This is a genomic window from Arthrobacter sp. MYb227, from assembly GCF_002975435.1.
GTDB lineage: Bacteria > Actinomycetota > Actinomycetes > Actinomycetales > Micrococcaceae > Paeniglutamicibacter.
On sequence record NZ_PCPT01000012.1, the window covers coordinates 24860 to 44636 of the forward strand.

Genomic DNA, 19777 nt, shown 5'->3' on the forward strand with positions numbered 1-19777 from the left:
GAAAATTACGACTAAGACGTTGAACTACGCACCATCAGCTCGCTGGCGAGTGTCAGTTGCGCGGTATTTAGCTCTTGACCATTGATCAATGCCAGCAGTTGCTCGGCAGCTCGCCGTCCGAGCAATTCTGCTGGTAGTCGCACGCTTGTCAGACTTGGGTTGCTGTTCTCCGAATAGGGCAGGTCATCAAAGCCGGTGACTGCGAGTTCTTTCGGAATGATGATGCCTTCCACGCGTGCTTCCTGCAACACGCCGTAGGCGTGGGTGTCGGTGGCGCACACTACCGCGGTAATGCCCTGTTTTTTCCATTCGGGCCAGGCCTTGGAGAAGGCATTGGCGGTGCTCCCTACGTCGATGGTGGTCGCCAGCTGGGCATGTTCGGGGACCTGCATGCTGAGCTTGGCCGCAGCCTCAAGAAACGCGCTACGCCGTAGGGCAAACGTTGTGGTTCCGGTGATGCCATCAATGTAGGCGATATTGCGGTGCCCCGCCGCGGCCAAATGTGCGGCCAAATCGCGCGCACCCTGGGCAACGTCGAGGTTTACCGCCGGCACCGAATCACTAAAACCGGGTGCATCTAGCAAAACCAATGGGCCGGTTGCCGAGAGCTCTTCAAGGAATGAGGGGTCCGGAGCATCTACAAGTAGTCCAGCCGGACGTAATCCAAGAAGTCTGCGGGTATCTGCGGCACTGGGGAGTTGGCCCGAGTCGGTGACCGAAAGCAATAGCTGATAGTCGGATCCCAGTGCGGAACGAACCCCGGCGATAACCTTGGCAAAGAAGGGGTTTGAGATATCGGGGGCCACCATGATGATGGTGGTGCTGACTCCGCGGGAAAGTGAGCTGCCGATGCTGTCAATGACGTAGCCGAGTTCTTTGATTGAGGCAAGAACTTTAGCCTCGTTGGTCGCGGAGACTCTACCCTGAGTTTTTCCGTTAGCGACCAGGGAAACTGTTGCCGTTGAGACCCCCGCATGATCGGCGACCATTGCGGCGGTGACCCGTCGTCGGACATGGGTGTTGGCGCGGGGTAAATCCGGGGAGTCCATGGCTTTAATCCTAGTCGAGGCGCGGATATCTATGCCCATGCTAGGTCAAGCGGTTAATGTTCTCTACCCCCGACCATAGGTTAAGCGTTTGACGTGAGTGGTTAAAGGATGCCAGACTTCCACTAACCCCCCGTTCCCTGTCCGCGCGAGCGTGAACAGATCCCCGAAGATGTGGAGACAACCATGGGCAACTCAACAACTGACACAGCACCACGCAAGATCATTCTTGACTGCGACCCCGGACACGACGACGCGGTAGCCATCCTTTTGGCCCACGGCTCCCCGGCCATTGAACTTCTTGCCGTTACCACGGTGGTCGGCAACCAGACGCTGGCCAAGGTCACCAAGAACGCTCTGGCAGTGGGCACCATTGCCGGGATCACCGGCGTTCCGTTCGCCGCCGGCTGCGACCGCCCGCTGGTGCGCACCATCGAAAACGCGCCAGACATCCATGGTGAGTCCGGCATGGACGGACCCGCTCAGCCCGAGTCGACCATCGAGCTGGATCCCCGACACGCGGTAGACCTGATTATCGAGACCATCATGGCCCACGAGCCGGGCTCCGTGACACTGGTCCCCACCGGCGGGTTGACCAATATTGCGATGGCTGCGCGCAAGGAACCACGCATCGTTGAGCGCGTGAAGGAAGTCGTATTGATGGGCGGCGGCTACCACGTGGGCAACTGGAGTCCTGTAGCCGAATTCAACATCATCATCGACCCCGAAGCCGCGCACATCGTCTTCAATGAGAAGTGGCCGGTTGTCATGGTGGGACTCGATTTGACCCACCAGGCGCTGGCCACCGACGAAGTCGTCGCACAGATCGAGGCGGTGGGCACTTCCCCGGCCAAGTTCGTGCGCGAACTCATGGACTTCTTTAAGGCCACCTACAAGGACGCCCAAGGCTTCGACTTCCCACCGGTCCATGATCCGTGTGCCGTCGCCTACGTCATTGACCCCACCATAGTTTCCACCCGCAAGGTTCCGGTAAACATCGAACTGACCGGCACCCTGACCCTAGGCATGACGGTTGCAGACTTCCGTGTTCCGGCCCCGGCCGATTGCCACACCTCGGTGGCCGTGGATCTTGACCACGAGCGCTTCTGGAACCTCGTGACCGACGCACTGGTGCGCATCGGTGAGGTAGAGGTAGCTGGCGCATGAACCCGGTGAAGTCATTGAACCGAGAGGTCAAAGACAACGCTGGCGCGGGCGGAGCCGCTGCACTAACCTTTGCGTTATTGGCAGCGTGTGTGGCATTCCAGCTGAACGCCTCAATGCTCAGCCCAGCCCTTGTCACCATGGGCAAAGAACTTGGAACCGATCAGGCTTCAATTGGCCTCTCGCAGACCTGGTTCTTCACCACCGCAGCACTGTTCTCACTGTTCCTGCCCCGCCTCTCGGACGTTGTGGGACGCAAACGCATCCTGATCATCATGATGCTACTGACGGCCTTTGGCTCGGTAGTTGCGGCACTGGCACCAAATATCGAATGGCTTTTTGTCGGACGCATTATCCAGGGCATTTCCGGACCCACGGTCCCACTGGCACTGCTCATGTTGCGCAGCGCCGTCAAAGACCCCAAACGCTATGGTTCGCTCATGGGACTGATCCTTGCGGTCAACGGTGGGGTGGCGGGTGTCGACTCATTCCTGGGCGGCTACCTGGCTGAGAACTATGGATTCCGTTCCATCTTCTGGTTCATGGTGGTCTTGGCGGTACTAGCTGCCCTTGCGGTATTGCTGCTCACCCGCGAATCCAAACCCCAAGCCGGTACCAAGATGGACTGGCGCGGAGTGTTCTTCATCGTCATTGCCGTGGGCGCACTGCTCACCGCGCTCAACGAGGCAACCAAACTGGTTGGCGGTATGTCCTCCCAAACATTGCTGCTTTCCCTTGGACTACTTGCCGTTGCCGCAGCAGCGTTTTACGGCTTCTGGGTCACCGAGAAGCGCGTAGCCGAGCCAATGGTACAGATTCAACACCTGCGCCAGCGGGCCACCTGGGCACCGCTGCTGACCACCACCTTGACCATGACCGGCATCTTCGCCGTGATTAATGGAATTGTTCCGGCCTTCGTTCAGGCAGCAGCACCCGTTGGCTTTGGGGTGGGCCCCACACAGACGGCGCTGCTGATCCTGACCCCCTACGCACTCTTGGGGTGGATCGTGGGCCCCATCTCCGGACGTTTGGCCCCCATCTTCGGGTACAACTTGGTCCTTCGGGTGGGAATGCTTGGCTCCGTTGCCGCGTTGCTGATCATCTTGTTCTTTGGCTTCAATAACCTGACCATGATGATCATTGGCACCGCCCTGTTAGGCATGATGTATGCGGGGACCGCAAATATCATGCTCAATGGCCTGGGCGTGGTGCTCTCACCTGCGGGCAACCCGGGCTTTTTGCCCGGTATGAATGCCGGAGCGTTCAACCTGGGTGCCGGACTAAGCTTCCTTGTCCTACCCGCTGTACTTGTGGGAACCTCAAATCTGGGTGAACGCACGTCCTACCTCACGGTAGTTATCGTTGGCCTAGTCATTACCGTTGCTGCATTCGTGGCATCCTTATTGATTCCCAAACCCGTTGACGCAGAGGTGGAGTAAGCAGCAATGCAACATGCAGGCAACCAACCCGGAACCATCATTGTTGTAGGTTCACTAAACGCAGACCTGACAATCTATACCCAGCGACTCCCGCAACCCGGAGAAACGCTGCATGGTGAAGGGTTCACGGTCAACCCCGGGGGTAAGAGCGCCAATCAGGCGGTAGCCGCAGGAAAACTCGGTGCCAAGGTTTCAATCATTGGTGCGGTAGGTCAGGACGCCAACGGCGAAATGCTCCTAGCCTCCTGCGCCGCGGCAGGCGTTGACACCCGGGCCGTACACCAGGTGGCAGGCGTGGAAACCGGCGTAGCGGTGGTAACAGTAGATGCTGCAGGAGAAAACAGCATTGTGATTTCCGCCGGTGCCAACGGAACCTTATGCCCCAGCGATGTAAGCGCAGCACAATCACTGTTTGATCAAGCAGCGGTACTCACCCTCTGCCTAGAGGTGGGCCTAGATACCGTTCAGGCAGCAGCACAAGCCGGACACGATGCCGGGGCCACTGTATTGCTGAACCTCTCACCGTACGAACTCGTGGCACCGGAACTAGCGGCGCTCGCCGATGTCTTGTTGGTCAATGCCCATGAGGCTTCCCAGTTCTTGGATGGTGAGCAGATTCCCGCACCGGATGCCCCACTTCAGGAGTGGGAACCGGTCTTGGCACACTTTGCCGCGCGCGGTCTAGACCGGGCAGTAGTCACCCTAGGATCCGAAGGCTCGGTGGTCCTTGACGGACTTGCCGATTCCGGCTCAAAAATTCTTAGGATTGCTCCCACCAAGGTCTTGGCAATCGACACCACCGGTGCCGGGGATGCTTTCACCGGGGCGCTTGCCGCTCGCTTGGCAGCCGGAGATTCGTTGTCCACCGCTGCTAGCTTTGCCTCGGTCAGCGCCGCGCTTGCGACAACCCGCAAGGGGACGCAGGCGGCATACCCGGATGAGGGTGCCGTCAAAAGCATGCTTGCACGCAAGTAGCTAAAAACTTCCCGTGGGCTTGCCCCGGGGGTTAGAATCGGCAGTTACGGTATCCGGGTGAGGGATTCCGTAACTGCCGTTTTTGTTTGCGGGGCACCGAACACCCAACAAACACGCATCCGAACAGGTCGAACATCCGACGAACGCTACCTACTTGCCAGCTATATCGCCACAGGAGACAGGTACTGGCACGGATGGCACGGCCGATACTCCGGGTCTACCGTTGCTTCATGGAGAACCAAGAACAGGCACCAACGGTTCATAACTATTTGTTCGCGCTCACCCATGGCGGCGGGGCCAACCCCCCTGAACTAGGGGTAGTCAGCAGGCTCGTGGCGCGTGGGCACGATGTTTTGGTACTGGCCGATGCCAGCATGGAAACAGGGGTAGTAGTCACCGGGGCAAAATTCACCAGGTGGAGCGGGGAACCACTTGGAGAAATTCAAGATTGGAAGAAAGTAGGCCCCAGACAAAAGGCCCGGATGACAGTCGAGCATATGTTTACCGCTCGCGCGGCAGACCAGTTACTCGATACGCTTACCGCCTTAGAATCTGAAATTCCGCATCAGGTAGTTACCTCCTTCAACGCGTTTGGTGCGATGCTTGCCGCCGAATCCCGTGGCGTAGATTTCAGCGTCTTGCTTCCAAATATTTATCCGATGCCGGCCAAGGGACTCCCACCACTGGCCATGGGTCTTGCTCCGGCACGTGGTTTCTGGGGTGCCACACGCGATTCGATGCTTAACGCTATGGGTGGACGGCTCATCAACAACATGGCGCTCCCGCAGATTAATGCACTGCGTACCCAGCAAGGGTTAGTACCGCTAACTACGGTCTGGGATCAGGTGCACCATGCCAAACGTGAACTCATACTTACCTCGCGCTCTTTCGATTTTCCGGCCCAGCTTCCGGATAATGCCCGTTATGCGGGTCCGATTCTTGATGATCCGTGGTGGGCAGCGAACACTCCTTGGGATTTTGCGCAGCATGATCTTCCTCTGATATTGGTCGCCATGTCTTCAACATTCCAAAATCACGGCTCCTGTATGCAACGAATCGTTGATGCCCTCGGGGAGCTTCCCGTACGTGGCCTGCTCACCACCGGCCCAGCCATCGATGTTGCACAGATCCGGGTTCCGCCTAATGTAAGCGTCGTGGAAGCAGCTGCACACAGCCAGATCATGGCCCACACTGACCTCGTCATAACTCATGGTGGACATGGAACTGTCATCAAGGCGCTCGCCGAGGGAACTCCACTTTTGATCCTGCCCCATGGCAGAGACCAAGCCGAGAACGCCTCTCGGGTCACCAGGCGAGGTGCCGGAATTGCGATTTCGCGCAAGTCATCGGCGGCAAAAATTGCCAAGGTTGCATCCCGGATTTTAGAGACCGAATCATATCGGCTGGCTGCTGCGGAACTGGGCAAGAGTGTGGCAGCCGATGCCTCGACTGACCACGTACTTCTGGCAGAGCTCGGCGCCTGAGCTGAGCGAACTTGTACAGCAGGGAATTATTCAACACAATTTGCTTATTAGTACAAAAATGCTACAATTAGTAAACTCCTAAAGGGTTTCTAGAAGAGCGTTAAATCCATGACGCGGTCCATGAACCGCAGATATCGCCAGTCTGACTCCAAGGGATATAGATCGGTTAGGGAAGGGGCGCACGGCGGCGGCCCGGATAACACCGATTGAGTTCGAAGACGCCGGCACGGCGAAGCGCTGCACTCCTAGGGGGAGTACGCCGCACGCATCCCGAATGCCAATGCGCATCGAACTTACACTGAGCGCTGTCACACCCGTGAACGCTCGGCACAGTACGTAGGGGAAACCTAACTGCAACGTTCGGAGAAATCCAGAAGCCCGAAGTTGCAGTCACGCAAGGAAAGGACGAAAACCATGACACCAGGTCACGAGGCACTCATTATTACGGCCTTCACGATGATCGCACTACTTAGCGTAGTGACGTTTACGATGGTCGCCCGCTACCGCAAGGCACATGCTGCCGACGCCAAGTAGTGGCAGACGCCGAAACACTCGGCATCACTAGAGAAGGTGCATTCCCAAACATCTGGGGGTGCACCTTTCTTCGTCTCTTGGGAAGCAGCGGAGGCCTAGCAGCAGGCGCCGCGGCAACACTATTCGTGTCACGTACTCCGCTGCAGAAGTTGCGGGAGTTGGCACGCAACCCGGGGGCCAGTCACCGCAAATTCGGGCTGGCTCACCGCGTGCTACCGCCTAACTCGGGGCCCGGGGGTGATTTTGGTCAACGCGTGACGCGATTCCCTACTAAAGTGGCGCAAATGACACTTTTACAAAGAGTGTCAAACAGCTTAGGAAGGGCAGCAGTGCACGATCGGATCCACCACTCCAAATTCTTAGACCTCATAATGTCGGCAGAGCAAGCCGCCAGCATGGTGAAGCCGGGGATGACGGTGGCCATGAGTGGCTTCACCGGCGCCGGCTATCCCAAGGCGGTTCCCGGTGCGCTTGCCGCCATGATGGAAAAAGAGCAGGCCGCTGGCAAAGAATTTAAAATCAACGTACTCACCGGTGCCTCCACGGCTCCGGAGCTTGACGGTGTTCTAGCCCGTGCCGGTGGCATGGATCTGCGCCTGCCCTACATGTCCGACCCGGAACTACGTCGCCGCATTAACGAGGGCGAGATGGAATACATGGACATTCACCTGTCCCACGTGGCCCAGCACGCCTGGTTTGGTTTCTACGGCAAGATCGACCTAGCGGTCATCGAAGTAGTTGGCATCACCGCAGACGGAGAGCTCATCCCGTCCTCCTCGGTGGGAAACAACAAGACCTGGTTGGACATGGCCGACAAGGTCATCCTTGAGGTTAACACCGAACAGTCTGCGGCCATGGAAGGCATGCACGATATCTACTACGGCACCGCACTTCCGCCGCACCGTAAGCCGATCGAGATGACCACCGCAGATCAGCGCATTGGCCAGCCCTACCTGCGCGTCGATCCGGAAAAGATCGTTGCAGTTGTGGAAACCAACGCACCTGACCGGCTGAGCCCCTTTGCCCCGGTCGATGAGACCTCCGCGCAGATCGCCGACCACCTGCTGGACTTCCTCGATCATGAGATCCGTGCTGGCCGGCTCACGGATAAGCTGCTGCCGTTGCAATCCGGTGTTGGAAACATTGCCAATGCGGTTCTCGCGGGGCTGGCTCGTGGTGGCTATAAGGGTCTACAGGCCTACACCGAGGTCATCCAGGATGGCATGCTGTCCCTGATCAAGGACGGAACCATTGGTTTCGCCTCGGCCACTTCCTTCTCGCTGTCCTCCGACGGTATCGACGAATTTAACGAGCACGTCGATTTCTACCGTGAACGCATTTTGCTGCGCCCACAGGAAATCTCCAACCACCCAGAGCTAGTGCGTCGGCTAGGGTGTATCGCATTAAATGGCATGATCGAGGCCGATATTTACGGCAACGTGAATTCAACAAACGTTGTTGGCTCACATGTCATGAACGGCATTGGCGGCTCGGGTGACTTCGCCCGCAACGGGTACCTGTCCGTGTTCATGTCCCCGTCCACGGCCAAGGGCGGGAAGATCTCCGGCATCGTGCCGATGGCCAGCCACGTGGACCACACCGAACACGACACCATGATCCTGATTACCGAACAAGGCCTTGCTGATTTGCGTGGGCTTTCGCCCAAGCAGCGTGCCCAGGTCGTCATCGATAAGTGCACGGCTCCCGAGTACCGTCCGATGCTGCAGGACTACTTTGACCGCGCCAAGTTCGGAAGCTACGGCAAGCACACCCCACATCTGCTGACCGAATCCTTGTCATGGCACCAGCGTTACATTGAAACCGGGGATATGCGCACCGGTCTGGAAATTGCATAAGTCTAGTGGCTAAATGCTAAAAGCCGGTTCCCCCCGAGTCTCCTTGAGGGGAGAAGAGGGAACCGGCTTTTTCTTGGACTGGCGATGAGCCACTGCCAGCCTTTGACGGTTTTAGGCAGGAACCGAGCTGTCCTGATCCGGTCCGGCAAGAGCCTGATGGCCAAGGCGTTGATTTGTCATGGGTCCGGGCGGCAATACCGTGTTTGGCTGGGCAGGAACCAATGGGTGCAGGCCCTGGCTGGTGCGGTACCAGGAAGACTCGGTTGAAACCCAGATGCTCATGGGCAACCCCGTGAACCAGCCCGTGTATTCAAGCTCCCGCGTCCACTTTTCCGAGCGCTCATAGTAGCTCCAGGAAGCCTCGTTGCGGTTATCAATAACCGTGATGGGCGTTCCACCCATGGACAGGGCATAGGTCAGGCGTGAGCTTGCCATATGCTGCCTGATTCCTAGACGGCGATAGGCGGGGTGCACAAACATGGCGCCAAGCTCCAACGGCTTATCAACTTGGGTTGGTGCGGTGACTGCCGTGTGCACGATTCCCATACCCACACGAGTCCCCTCATGTAATGCGGTGACGATGAACTGGGCATGATCCATGCGGTCATGCCAGCGGGCATCGGGGTTGAGCGTCAACGCGGAAAGGGCATCGCGTTCGGTGCCGGTGGGTACGGAATATGACAGGGAATACTCAATGTTTGGAAGCACTGGGAGCGGTCCTCTAAGTGAAAAAGAGCGAACGAAAGAAGGGGTTCCCGGAATTACGCCGGGCCGGTTCTTTGGCCGGTAGGGGACCGATGCCGGCGGCTCCCGGCAGCTTCCTTGTAGGGCCCAGTTTTGAGCGTCGTGGAAACGACAAAAGAAATTATTACCCATGTTTTGGCATCTTGTAAACACGAGTTTCAACAGCCCAAACGGTGGATGAAATCGTAGGTCAAAGAATTTGTGTTCGTGTACGAGGAACTCCTGATGATTCCGGGGTTTTTCTCAGTATTTTGTCTGGCTAGGAGTGCTGGAAGCGCAGAAAGTTCATCTGAAATTCTCCGCGCCTTTCCGGACCTTGACGGTGTCCATCCGTCGCTCGGTGTCCAGTGGTCAGCCCCGAATCTTTGCACCAAATAAATGAGCCCCGTGAAGTAGCCAAGAATTTGGTGCAACAACTCCACTCGGCTACCCTTGAACGGTACGGTTTCTCAGCCTACGAATATGGTTCTTTAGCTCAGTTGGTTAGAGCGCTCGCCTCACACGCGAGAGGTCGGCAGTTCGAGTCTGCCAAGAACCACGGAAGCAGAAAAGCTCCCCTTTCATGTGCAAGGGGAGCTTTTCTTATCGACCGTGAGCTAAGCCCGATTATGCGGCGAGCATTTCCAGGACCATCGGTTTGACCTTGGTGCCGAGTAGTTCAATGCTGCGCATCATGGTTTCGTGAGGCAGCGTGCCATTTGAATATTTGATATCAACACGCGAGAGACCCAAGCCCTTGGCGAAGGTTGCGATCTTGGTGGCAACCGTTTCGGGGCTACCGGCAAGCATTGAGCCATTTGCAGCTGCCGAGGCCTCGAATCGCATGCGGCTGGCAGGTGGCCAGCCACGTTCGGCACCCAGTCGATCCATGGTGATCTTGTAGTGTGGCCAGAGCAGATCCAGCGCTTCCTGGTCCGTGTCGGCAACCAGACCGTGGAAGTGCGCACCAATCTTCTGTGGCTGGTGCCCAGATTCTTCCAGTGAGCGCTTATATAGACGCGTCAATGGCTCAAAAGCCATGGGGGAGCCACCAATGATGGCCAAGAAAAGCGGTAGCCCGTGCCGACCCGCACGCACCACCGATTCGGGACTTCCTCCCACACCAACCCACGTATCAAGATTTCCCGTTTCAATCGGTGGGTAAACGCTCTGGTTTCGCAGTGCCGAACGGGTCTGACCGCTCCAGCTGACCGGCTCCGATTTACGTAACTTGGCAAAGAGCGCGAGCTTCTCCTCAAAGAGCAGCTCATAGTCTGTAAGTTCGTACCCAAAAAGCGGGAAAGATTCGATGAAGGAGCCGCGGCCCAGAATTACCTCGGCCCGGCCATTGGATAATGCATCAACCGTTGCGAACCTTTCGTACACGCGCACCGGATCATCGGAGCTGAGCACGGTGACGGCAGAACCCAGCCGAATGTTCTTGGTGACGCTGGCGATGGCTCCTAGAACGACCTCGGGGGCAGAGATTGAATAATCATCGCGGTGATGCTCCCCAACCCCGAAGAAATCTAGCCCGGCGGCTTCGGCTGCCTTTGCCTCGGCCACGACATTGCGAATCACCTGCGCCGGGTTCAGTTTAACGCCGTTGGAATCTTCGGTGATGTCACCGAAGGTTTCTACGCCGATCTCTAACTGCGTGTCAGGGGTACTTTGGGTGCTCATGTAGTTGGCTCCGTTCTGTCAAAATTTAAATACCTTTGCATCTATTCTTGGTCAACCGAGGCGATCGGAATGTTATTCCCAGGTATCTAAAGTTCGAGAGTGAGCAGCGTCAAGTTGTGTGTCCGGTTGCCGGTACATTGATCGCTCAAGAAGCGGCTGTAAGGTGGGTGTGAACAGGGCCAGTCGACGGGAGTAAGTGTGTCTTCAAGCAAAGATGGGGAGGGCGTAAATGACGTGCCTTCCACCGAAGACCCGAACCCTCAGGTGGCGAGTCTGCGTCGGATACAAACGCAGGAAATGACGCATCTTCCCAAGCCCGTATCTGGCAAGACTTCCGCCACGGCACCCACGCCAATGGCTAAGACCCAGAAGGAACAGAAGCCTGCTGCCAAGCGTCCGGTGGCCCCCAAGAAACGTGCGGTGCAGCCGTTAGCGCCAGTTCAATTGCCGCCCGAAGTGCAGAAAAAGATCAATGCTAGAACCGGGCAGGTGGGTATCACTTCAAGTGGTGCACCGGCACTACCGCCGCGCGCCAACCCGGCCGCCCGACGCATGATTTCACGTCTACTGGCCTCGGATACTCCTCCGACCCAAGCCATCAGCATTGTCGACAGACTCAAGGGCACTCCATATGCCAACCCGAAGGTCAACGCTGCCCAGGATGCTTCTGCCCGCAAGACCCTAGAATTCGCCCTTGACCTCGCCGAAACCATGTTCCGTTATGGAGCAGGTGCCCTTGAAGTTGAAACAAGTGTCATTGCAGTAACAGCTGCCCTAGGACTGCGACACATTGATGTTGACATCACCAATCAGTCGATCCATCTGAACTTCTCCCCACCCGAGGGAGAGTCTTACTCGATGCTGCGCGTTGTCAGGTCATGGACCAACAACTTTGCCGGTCTAGCCCTGGTGCATCAGCTGGTCTCGGACATCATTGCCGGAGGCGTGACGCGGCAGCAGTCGGTAGATAGGCTCCGGGAAATTTCCAGGCAACCGCGCCCCTTCCCACGCTGGATGGTCTCGAGTGCCGCAGGCGGCTTTGCCGCAGCCTTTGTTGTCTTTATTGGAGGCTCGCTGATTGGGGCCACAATCGCCTTTGTCACTGCCCTTTTGGTGGGGCAGATCCAGAAATATGCGGCGCGGTGGAGAATTCCAGATTTCTTCTCCATTGCCGCCTCAACCTTTGTTGTTACTGCAATCGCTGTGCTCGGCCATGCGCTCAAAGCACCGATAGATCCCGCACTTGTGGTTTCCGGCGGTATTTTGTTGTTATTGCCGTCTTCACGTTTTGTCTCGGCTCTGCAAGATGCGATCAATGGATTCCCAGTGACGGCTGCCGGCAGATTCTTCTCCGCCGGGCTCAGTTATGCTGCAATCTTGACCGGCATTATGGCTGCCCTGGTCATCGGTGAAATGGCCGGAGCTCCGGAGCTTGATGTGGTGAACATTCAGAAGATTTCATATCCTCTGTGGTTATTGGCACTTCTTGTGGCAGTTGCAGTGGTGCTTGGTGCGGTAACCGAGCAAACAAGCCGCTCGGTGGCCTGGGCCACCGGAGGCATTGCTTTACTTGGATATGGAATATTACTTGCGGTTCAGGCCCTTGGCATGGGGGATCGGACCGCGCCTGCGGTGGTTGCCACGTTCATCGGGTTTGCTGCGCGCATCGTTGCCCACCGTATGCGTGCACCCCAGCTGGTGCTCGCGGCCCCAGCAATTGTTTTCCTGCTGCCGGGTCTGATGATCTTCCGTTCCATGTACGGGCTGGTCTTTGACGTGGATGACATGGCAAGCGCTATGGTCGCAATGTTTACTGCCTTCACCATCATGATGGCCATCGCCGGTGGAGTGGTCTTTGGTGATACCTTGGCTCGGCCCTTCAGTGGAAGCACCGTCAGTGGGGAACGCAGTGGTATTCGCCGACGTTAGGTCCGCTTAGCGCGCATTGAGGGGCAGCGCCCAGTCGATGGGTGCTGCGCCCTGAGCAACGAGTAGTTCGTTGCTGCGACTAAACGGTTTTGAACCGAAGAATCCGCGGCGTGCCGAAAGCGGTGAGGGGTGCGCCGTGGCAATGATCGGGGTGTCTCTCAGCGCTGTGGAGAGCGTTTGGGCATCCTTGCCCCACAAGATGGCTACCAATGGTTTTTTCTGGTTCACAAGTGCACTAATTGCCGCATTGGTGATTTTTTCCCAGCCCAGGGACCGATGGGATCCGGCATTGCCTGCCGCAACTGTTAGTACGCGATTGAGTAATATCACACCCTGATCTGCCCAAGCACTGAGATCTCCGTGCGCCGGGGTGGCGATACCGAGGTCGCTTTCTAGCTCGGTATAGATGTTTTTAAGGCTACGCGGTAACGGGCGAACGCTCGGGGCCGTGGCGAAACTTAGCCCCACCGAATGCCCGGGTGTTGGGTAGGGATCCTGCCCCATAATCAGCACTCGCGCCGAGGCCAGCGGGCGAGCAAATGCGCGAAGAATATTTTGCGGTGCGGGAAGTATTCTTTCACCGGCTAAACGCCGTGTCTCAAGGTTTTTGGCAAGGTCGAGCAGCGTTGCTTCTACCGGTGCAAGCGCTTCGGCCCAATCGGCAGTCATAAAACCCTCGTTGACCGCGTGTTCTAAGCTCTCAGCAAAAGGGAACTTGGCCCTCTGTGCTGGATCTAGCGGTAACTCGAATAGTGCTTCTTCTCCTGAGTCCATAGCAGCCATTGTTCCCTGAGGGCAGCTATTTTGGCCAAGTCGAGCCGTGCGTCTTACGCGTTAGAATAGTTACGCTAAAGCAAATTTGTTGGGGGTTTCCCGGCGATGAACTGGACTGTTGAGGGTGTGTCATGCCTACCGAGGCGCTTGGACTTGATTTCGTTTTTGACGAATCAAGTGACTTGGATGAGCGTTCCCAGCGCATTCTTGCCCTTGAACGCCAGTGGTGGAAGTACGCAGGAGCCAAAGAACAGGCCATTACGCAACTGTTTTCTATCTCCGCAACTAACTACTATCAGTTGCTTAACACCCTCATCGACACGGACGCCGCATTGGCGTATGACCCCATGCTGGTCAATCGATTGCGTAGACTACGAACGACGAGGCACCGTGCTCGACCCGTAAAAAAGGTCGATTTGGGGTCATGATCGCACTTAACATTGAATGCTTGGGCATTCGGTTACGCCCGCGATCAGACTCTAGCGCGTGCCCCCATAGCAAGACACACCACCGAGGACGGGCATGACCAACTATCCGCGCGATGAATTTGATCGCGTCCCAGAGTTCAGCAACCGCAGTGGCTCACACCGCGCAAACGGTTGGGCTGCAGCGGCAGCCACGAGCGGGGTGCGCCCGAGCCTACGCTGGCTGATGGTCTTCGGCGTGCTAGCCCTGCTAGTGGGTGTCTTCTCCTTTACCGTTTTGCCAAAACTTACTGGTGGTGGCAACAATCCACCTCCGGTGGCAGGTGCCAGCAGCGCGCCAAGTCAGTCTCCGAGCGCCGATACCGGTGGTAGCGAACCGACCGGGGAAGGCTCCGCAACTCCCAGCGAAGATCCGACCGAGTCTGCTGGGCCCAGCGAAAGCGATGACCCGGCTGCTTCCGAGTCGCCGGATGCTAGTGCCTCAACCGATGCCTCGGGAGTTGATTACTCGCAGGCCATTGGTGTTTTCAACGGCGCACAACGTGCCGGAATAGCCGGTACCGTGCGCACCACGTTGCTCAATGCTGGGTTTACAAATGTCGCGGCAGACACTTGGACCAAAAAGGTCACATATTCAACGATTTATTATGCGGATCCTAGCTACAAGGCTGTTGCCGAAAAGGCCGGCGAAGAGTTGGGAATTACCTCATTGATCCAGACCAACAATATTCCGGGCAAGGTTGCAGTGGTCCTGGGAACCAGCTGGCGCTAAGGACCAATAAAGGGTTCTACGCTCAGGGCTAAGCCCACAGCTTGCACTCCGGATGCTTGAGTGCCAAGATTTGTATTAGCACTCGCACACCCCGACTGCTAATTGGATCGTCTTTTCGAGCCAAACACAGCGGGTTTGGGGATTGTGTTTGAGTGAGTCCTTGACCAAGGCAGCGAGAAGTTTTTGCGGTTGTCCCTATGGCATCGCAGAATCTTCGTCCGTCGCGGGCGTTGCCTCAGGTCGTAGATACGCATGAACGTCCCGAAAGGACATAAGCCGCTATGGCCAAAATCATTGCATTTGACGAGGAAGCACGCCGCGGCCTTGAGCGCGGTCTGAACACCCTGGCCGACGCCGTCAAGGTAACCCTTGGCCCGCGTGGTCGCAACGTTGTTCTGGAAAAGAAGTGGGGCGCACCCACGATCACCAACGACGGTGTCTCCATTGCCAAGGAAATCGAGCTCGAGGACCCGTTCGAAAAGATCGGTGCAGAGCTCGTCAAGGAAGTTGCCAAGAAGACCGATGACGTCGCAGGCGACGGCACCACCACCGCAACCGTCTTGGCTCAGGCACTGGTCAAGGAAGGCCTGCGCAACGTTGCAGCTGGCGCGGACCCGCTGTCCTTGAAGCGCGGCATCGAGAAGGCAGTAGAGGCTGTCACGGTCGAGCTGCTGGCTTCCGCCAAGGAAATCGAAACCAAGGAAGAAATCGCTGCCACCGCATCGATCTCCGCCGGTGACCCGGAAATTGGCGCACTGATCGCCGAAGCACTGGACAAGGTTGGCAAGGAAGGTGTTATCACCGTCGAGGAGTCCAACACTTTTGGCCTCGAACTTGAACTCACCGAAGGCATGCGCTTCGACAAGGGTTACATCTCCGCGTACTTCGTGACCGACAACGAGCGTCAGGAAACGGTCCTCGAGGATCCGTACATCCTGATCGTCAACTCGAAGATCACCAACGTCAAGGACATGGTTTCCATCCTTGAAAAGGTCATGCAGTCCAACAAGCCACTGCTGATCATTGCCGAGGACATCGAGGGCGAAGCCCTTGCAACCTTGATCGTGAACAAGATCCGTGGCCTGTTCAAGTCCGTCGCCGTCAAGGCACCGGGCTTCGGCGACCGCCGCAAGGCAATGCTTGCCGACATCGCCATCCTCACCGGTGGCCAGGTCATCTCCGAAGAAATCGGCCTGAAGCTGGAAAACGCCACCATCGACCTGCTGGGCTCCGCCCGCAAGGTTGTTGTCACCAAGGACGAGACCACCATCGTTGAGGGTGCTGGCGACGCCGAGGAGATCGCGGGCCGCGTGAACCAGATTCGCGCCGAGATCGAGAACACCGATTCGGATTACGACCGCGAGAAGCTGCAGGAACGTCTGGCCAAGCTGGCCGGCGGCGTTGCAGTCATCAAGGCCGGTGCCGCAACCGAGGTTGAGCTCAAGGAACGTAAGCACCGCATCGAAGATGCCGTGCGTAACGCCAAGGCTGCAGTTGAAGAAGGCATCGTTGCCGGTGGCGGCGTAGCCCTCATCCAGGCCGGCGCTGCCGCATTCGCTAAGCTCGAGCTGACCGGTGACGAAGCAACAGGTGCGAACATCGTACGCGTTGCCATCGAAGCACCGCTGAAGCAGATCGCCTTCAATGCCGGCCAGGAGCCGGGCGTTGTTGCGGACAAGGTCAAGTCCCTGCCTGCAGGTCACGGCCTGAACGCAGCAACCGGCGAGTACGTCGACCTGCTGGCAGCCGGCGTGAATGACCCGGTCAAGGTAACCCGCTCTGCGCTGCAGAACGCAGCCTCGATCGCTGGCCTGTTCCTCACCACCGAAGCCGTTGTTGCTGACAAGCCGGTTCCGGCCGGCGCAGCAGTACCGGGTGGCGACGAGATGGGCGGCATGGGCGGATTCTAATCCCCCCTTTGCACCAAGCATCTAGCGCTTAGCTAACGCGAGCCGTGGAACCGATTATCTCCTAGCATGGGAGGGAGTTGGCTCCGCGGCTCGTTGCGTTAAAAGTAATGTCTTAGGTGTTGTTTGATCCCGGATGTGGCGTGATGAGCATGGCAAGCTCGCTAAGTTCCCGGGTGATGTTTTCCCGCGCCGCGCTTTCCCACAATTCACGAGCCCGAGTTGTTGAATACAACCAAGTAGTGGCCAGCAGCTCACGTAAGATCGTGGATCGTCCCGCGGCAAACGCCGCATCGGAAACGTGCGCGTATTCTTCCCGCACCGCCGCGGCATAGCGCTTATAAGCCCCCGGGGCCCTTGCCAAAACCTCAAGATCTGCATCGCAGAGTAACTGTCCGGGAAGATCATCGGGGGCAGGATCATGCTTGATGGTCAGCTCAACAAGTCGCGCGACCTCCGCACTCAGCTCGGTGGCCAACCCCGCATCGGTTAGGAGCTCGCGTGCCAGGCTTGCCGATTCTCGTTCATCACTTGCTAAACCCTGATATACGGCATCGTGAAACCACGCCGCAAGATAGATCCCCCGATGCTCGGGGCTTTTCTCGGTGGTCCCGGTGAGTGCGTCGAGACCTGTAAGCACCGCAAGAAGGTGCGCCCGGTCATGATATTTTCGGTGGCCCTGGGACCAACGCGCCAAAAGGTCTTCGCCCAAGTCTTGGGTATTGGGTAACAGCGCATTCCAGCGAGCACGTAAGACGGCGTCAAGGCGTTCGGGGCGTTCGCGGGCCGGAACCCGCAATCCGGAGCGTACCAACCGGCGCACCAACTCGGTAGCGCTCACCGGCTGCGCCCCGGCGGCTATGAGCGTTTCATAGCGTTTTTGCGGAACATCATAATGATCTCGGTCAAAGGCGCGCTCGGGCAGTCCCTGAGCCTGCGCAAAGGCATGTAATTGTGTAAGCGACTGGTCCGAGACCAGATGAGAGAAAATTGTGCCGTGGGCCGGCCACAAGGGAGGATCGATTAGTATTGCCACGTTCCAACACTAAACCTCCTACGCCTAGGTAACGGGCCCACACACGTTTTCCTCCGCTGCGCGGCGGAGGAAAGGATCAGTAAGTGAAGAGGCTAGCGTTTGCGGCTTCTGCCTCTTCGTATTGTAATGAGGCACGATTCAGCGCGGTACCGATGGCGTTTAGCGATTCTTCGACACGAATCTGTGTGTTGCGCCAGTCGACAACCACCGACTGAAAATTTGCCGAGGCAGCGCCTTGCCAGGTGCCCTGCAAATCCTGCAGGGAAGCGGTCATTGCATTGACCTCTGCGCGTACTCGTTCGATGGTTGACTGTACCGACATTGACTTGGCGGCCATGTCATTGGTGTTGGTGGCGAAAGTGCTCATGATTTTTGCTCCTGCTCTCAGCGAAAAAACGGAAATGCAGGAAGGCTGCATTCCTGATACCAAGGGTAGAAACACTACGTCCGCCGTGTGCGGTGCATACGGCGGACTGTGGATAACTTAGCGTGGAAGAAAGGGTTTAGAAATCCTGCGCAGAATTATCATCTTCGTCTTCATCTATATCTGTATCAGGCTCGGCAGGAACAAACGGGAGATGGATACTCATGGTGGCACCGCCGCCGGGGGTTTGACTGAGCCTGATGGAGCCATCGTGTTGAGCTGCGATTGCAGCAACAATGGCAAGTCCTAAGCCCGTTCCACCGGTTTCACGTTGCCTCGAGGAATCGGAACGATAGAAACGTTCAAAGACCCTATCGGCGTCTTCCTCGGAGATCCCAGGTCCGTGGTCGCGAATTTCAAGCACCGCATCAGACCTGCCATCGATCACCGGCTTAACTCCCACAGCAACCTCAATATCGGTTCCCTCAGGGGTATAACGCAAGGCATTTGTCATAAGGTTTGCAACAATCTGACGAAGCCGCGCCTCATCTCCGCTGGTGGGTGCCGGGCGTGGCGGGGAATTCTGATCGAGTCCTACAAGGCGCACGCGTCGATCAGTGGCATTCACCCGAGCATCCTCAACTGTGTCCCCGGCCAGTAGCAACAGATCCACTGGTTTACGTTCTAGGGGCCGCTGTTCATCTAAACGCGCTAGGGTCAATAGGTCTTCAACAAGTTGACCCATACGCTTTGACTCGGCTTCGATCCGGCCCATGGCTATCTTGAGCATCTCCGGGTCTTCAAGCCCGCCCTGCCTATAGAACTCCGAGTATCCCTGAATGGTCACCAGCGGGGTGCGCAGCTCATGTGAGGCATCCTGAATAAAGCGGCGCATCTTGCGCTCGGAGGCGGCCCTGCCACGGAAGGCATGCTCAATATGCGAGAGCATGGCATTTAGTGATCGTGAAAGCCTACCCACCTCGGTTTCGGGCGGATAATCCTCAACACGGCGGGAGAGATCTCCAGCGGCAATGGCTGCTGCTGTGCGTTCAACGCGTAGCAACGGCAGCAGGGCCCGGGTGGTGATCCCATAAGCGATCATTGACATGAGTAGGGTTGCCAGCATGCCGGTGGAGAGCACCAACATTGCGGCCTTATCCACGGTATTGCGTACCGAATCCATGGGCAAGGCATAGAAAATGTCGTTGTTGCTGCCCTTGAGCGGCCAGACGCGCATGCGCCATCCGGCCGAGTTGGGTAGCGTTCCGGGTACCGTAATTGACGCGGAAATATCGTCGCGTAGGCGCTCAAGGTCGCCGGGGTCTAGCTTCGGAGCGTCAAGAGGTTTCTGCGCTGAATCTTGCTTGCGTGGCATCAGGTAGACCTGAGCGTTTTGATCATCGAGGATGACCCCATAGAACCTATCGAATCCGGCAATGGCAAGATTCAGCGGGGCCACCTCCGTGTAGTCATTGAGCATCGTGGAGGTGATGGCTCGGGTGCTGGTCTTGAGCTCGGAATCGACCTGAGCGGTGAGCATTAGGCGCAACGATTGCGCCGAACCAATGGCCGTGACAATGATGCCAGCAATCATCAGTGAGCTCATGAGCGCCACTAGCTTGGTGCGCAGCGAAACCTGCCGCCAAAAGCGACGCATACCTTGCAC

16 protein-coding genes and 1 tRNA gene are annotated in these 19777 nt (G+C 57.3%); 10 read left to right on the top strand and 7 right to left on the bottom strand.

Annotated features, from left to right (window positions below; genetic code table 11):
* Window positions 1–11 precede the first annotated feature (11 nt).
* The gene (locus CQ018_RS16905; protein WP_258142675.1) at window positions 12–1049 is read right to left on the bottom strand and encodes a LacI family DNA-binding transcriptional regulator; all 1038 of its coding nucleotides are present in this window, start codon (window positions 1047–1049) and stop codon (window positions 12–14) included.
* Between the two features lie 183 nt (window positions 1050–1232).
* Here CQ018_RS16905 and CQ018_RS16910 point away from each other — a divergent pair, with 183 nt between their 5' ends.
* The 5 genes from CQ018_RS16910 to CQ018_RS16930 all read left to right on the top strand — a co-directional run bounded on the left by CQ018_RS16910 (window position 1233) and on the right by CQ018_RS16930 (window position 8498).
* Window positions 1233–2213, top strand: coding sequence for a nucleoside hydrolase (locus CQ018_RS16910; protein ID WP_105551191.1), 981 nt, complete (start codon window positions 1233–1235; stop codon window positions 2211–2213).
* Entirely contained in the window at window positions 2210–3649 is a 1440-nt protein-coding gene (locus tag CQ018_RS16915; protein WP_105551192.1) for an MFS transporter, read from the top strand. Before CQ018_RS16910 ends, CQ018_RS16915 begins: the two co-directional genes overlap by 4 nt.
* 6 nt (window positions 3650–3655) lie before the next feature.
* On the top strand, window positions 3656–4624 hold the full coding sequence (locus CQ018_RS16920; RefSeq protein ID WP_105551193.1) for a ribokinase: 969 nt from the start codon (window positions 3656–3658) through the stop codon (window positions 4622–4624).
* Between the two features lie 230 nt (window positions 4625–4854).
* Window positions 4855–6108, top strand: a complete 1254-nt coding sequence (locus CQ018_RS16925; RefSeq protein ID WP_105551253.1) for a nucleotide disphospho-sugar-binding domain-containing protein — start codon at window positions 4855–4857, stop codon at window positions 6106–6108.
* A gap of 863 nt (window positions 6109–6971) precedes the next feature.
* A complete protein-coding gene (locus tag CQ018_RS16930; protein ID WP_219844078.1) occupies window positions 6972–8498 on the top strand; it encodes an acetyl-CoA hydrolase/transferase family protein in 1527 nt (508 codons plus the stop codon).
* Window positions 8499–8609: 111 nt separating this feature from the next.
* On the opposite strand, the gene CQ018_RS16935 is transcribed toward CQ018_RS16930, so the two are convergent.
* Window positions 8610–9206, bottom strand: coding sequence for a GNAT family N-acetyltransferase (locus tag CQ018_RS16935; protein WP_181149962.1), 597 nt, complete (start codon window positions 9204–9206; stop codon window positions 8610–8612).
* A 500-nt stretch (window positions 9207–9706) separates the two neighbouring features.
* On the opposite strand from CQ018_RS16935, the gene CQ018_RS16940 reads away from it, so the two are divergent.
* Window positions 9707–9780 (top strand) — tRNA-Val (locus CQ018_RS16940).
* A gap of 68 nt (window positions 9781–9848) precedes the next feature.
* Here the strand turns inward: CQ018_RS16940 and CQ018_RS16945 are convergent.
* Entirely contained in the window at window positions 9849–10904 is a 1056-nt protein-coding gene (locus CQ018_RS16945; RefSeq protein WP_105551195.1) for an LLM class flavin-dependent oxidoreductase, read from the bottom strand.
* 198 nt (window positions 10905–11102) lie between these two features.
* Between CQ018_RS16945 and CQ018_RS16950 the strand changes: the two genes are divergently transcribed.
* Window positions 11103–12833 carry a threonine/serine exporter family protein gene (locus CQ018_RS16950; protein ID WP_258142677.1) on the top strand — a complete coding sequence of 577 codons (1731 nt, stop codon included), beginning with the start codon at window positions 11103–11105 and terminating at the stop codon, window positions 12831–12833.
* A 6-nt stretch (window positions 12834–12839) separates the two neighbouring features.
* On the opposite strand, the gene CQ018_RS16955 is transcribed toward CQ018_RS16950, so the two are convergent.
* Window positions 12840–13607, bottom strand: coding sequence for a uracil-DNA glycosylase (locus CQ018_RS16955; protein WP_105551197.1), 768 nt, complete (start codon window positions 13605–13607; stop codon window positions 12840–12842).
* A gap of 131 nt (window positions 13608–13738) precedes the next feature.
* Between CQ018_RS16955 and CQ018_RS16960 the strand changes: the two genes are divergently transcribed.
* From CQ018_RS16960 to groL, 3 genes are all read left to right on the top strand, one after another.
* Window positions 13739–14035, top strand: a complete 297-nt coding sequence (locus CQ018_RS16960) for a DUF3263 domain-containing protein (RefSeq protein ID WP_105551198.1) — start codon at window positions 13739–13741, stop codon at window positions 14033–14035.
* Between the two features lie 94 nt (window positions 14036–14129).
* The gene (locus CQ018_RS16965; RefSeq protein WP_105551199.1) at window positions 14130–14804 is read left to right on the top strand and encodes a LytR C-terminal domain-containing protein; all 675 of its coding nucleotides are present in this window, start codon (window positions 14130–14132) and stop codon (window positions 14802–14804) included.
* Window positions 14805–15085: 281 nt separating this feature from the next.
* Window positions 15086–16714, top strand: a complete 1629-nt coding sequence (gene groL / locus CQ018_RS16970) for a chaperonin GroEL (protein ID WP_105551200.1) — start codon at window positions 15086–15088, stop codon at window positions 16712–16714.
* 112 nt (window positions 16715–16826) lie between these two features.
* Here the strand turns inward: groL and CQ018_RS16975 are convergent, their stop codons facing one another.
* The 3 genes from CQ018_RS16975 to CQ018_RS16985 form a co-directional block, all read right to left on the bottom strand.
* Window positions 16827–17747 carry a DUF4031 domain-containing protein gene (locus tag CQ018_RS16975; RefSeq protein ID WP_105551201.1) on the bottom strand — a complete coding sequence of 307 codons (921 nt, stop codon included), beginning with the start codon at window positions 17745–17747 and terminating at the stop codon, window positions 16827–16829.
* Between the two features lie 76 nt (window positions 17748–17823).
* The gene (locus tag CQ018_RS16980; RefSeq protein ID WP_105551202.1) at window positions 17824–18114 is read right to left on the bottom strand and encodes a WXG100 family type VII secretion target; all 291 of its coding nucleotides are present in this window, start codon (window positions 18112–18114) and stop codon (window positions 17824–17826) included.
* 136 nt (window positions 18115–18250) lie between these two features.
* Entirely contained in the window at window positions 18251–19768 is a 1518-nt protein-coding gene (locus CQ018_RS16985) for a HAMP domain-containing histidine kinase (protein ID WP_258142678.1), read from the bottom strand.
* Window positions 19769–19777 lie beyond the last annotated feature (9 nt).

Coding starts and splice junctions, on each gene's coding strand:
- CQ018_RS16965 (WP_105551199.1), top strand. CDS start 14,130: ATGACCAACTATCCGCGCGATGAATTTGATCGCGTCCCAGAGTTCAGC.
- CQ018_RS16945 (WP_105551195.1), bottom strand. CDS start 10,904: ATGAGCACCCAAAGTACCCCTGACACGCAGTTAGAGATCGGCGTAGAA.
- CQ018_RS16985 (WP_258142678.1), bottom strand. CDS start 19,768: ATGCGTCGCTTTTGGCGGCAGGTTTCGCTGCGCACCAAGCTAGTGGCG.
- CQ018_RS16915 (WP_105551192.1), top strand. CDS start 2,210: ATGAACCCGGTGAAGTCATTGAACCGAGAGGTCAAAGACAACGCTGGC.
- CQ018_RS16910 (WP_105551191.1), top strand. CDS start 1,233: ATGGGCAACTCAACAACTGACACAGCACCACGCAAGATCATTCTTGAC.
- CQ018_RS16920 (WP_105551193.1), top strand. CDS start 3,656: ATGCAACATGCAGGCAACCAACCCGGAACCATCATTGTTGTAGGTTCA.
- CQ018_RS16960 (WP_105551198.1), top strand. CDS start 13,739: ATGCCTACCGAGGCGCTTGGACTTGATTTCGTTTTTGACGAATCAAGT.
- groL (WP_105551200.1), top strand. CDS start 15,086: ATGGCCAAAATCATTGCATTTGACGAGGAAGCACGCCGCGGCCTTGAG.
- CQ018_RS16955 (WP_105551197.1), bottom strand. CDS start 13,607: ATGGACTCAGGAGAAGAAGCACTATTCGAGTTACCGCTAGATCCAGCA.
- CQ018_RS16925 (WP_105551253.1), top strand. CDS start 4,855: ATGGAGAACCAAGAACAGGCACCAACGGTTCATAACTATTTGTTCGCG.
- CQ018_RS16980 (WP_105551202.1), bottom strand. CDS start 18,114: ATGAGCACTTTCGCCACCAACACCAATGACATGGCCGCCAAGTCAATG.
- CQ018_RS16905 (WP_258142675.1), bottom strand. CDS start 1,049: ATGGACTCCCCGGATTTACCCCGCGCCAACACCCATGTCCGACGACGG.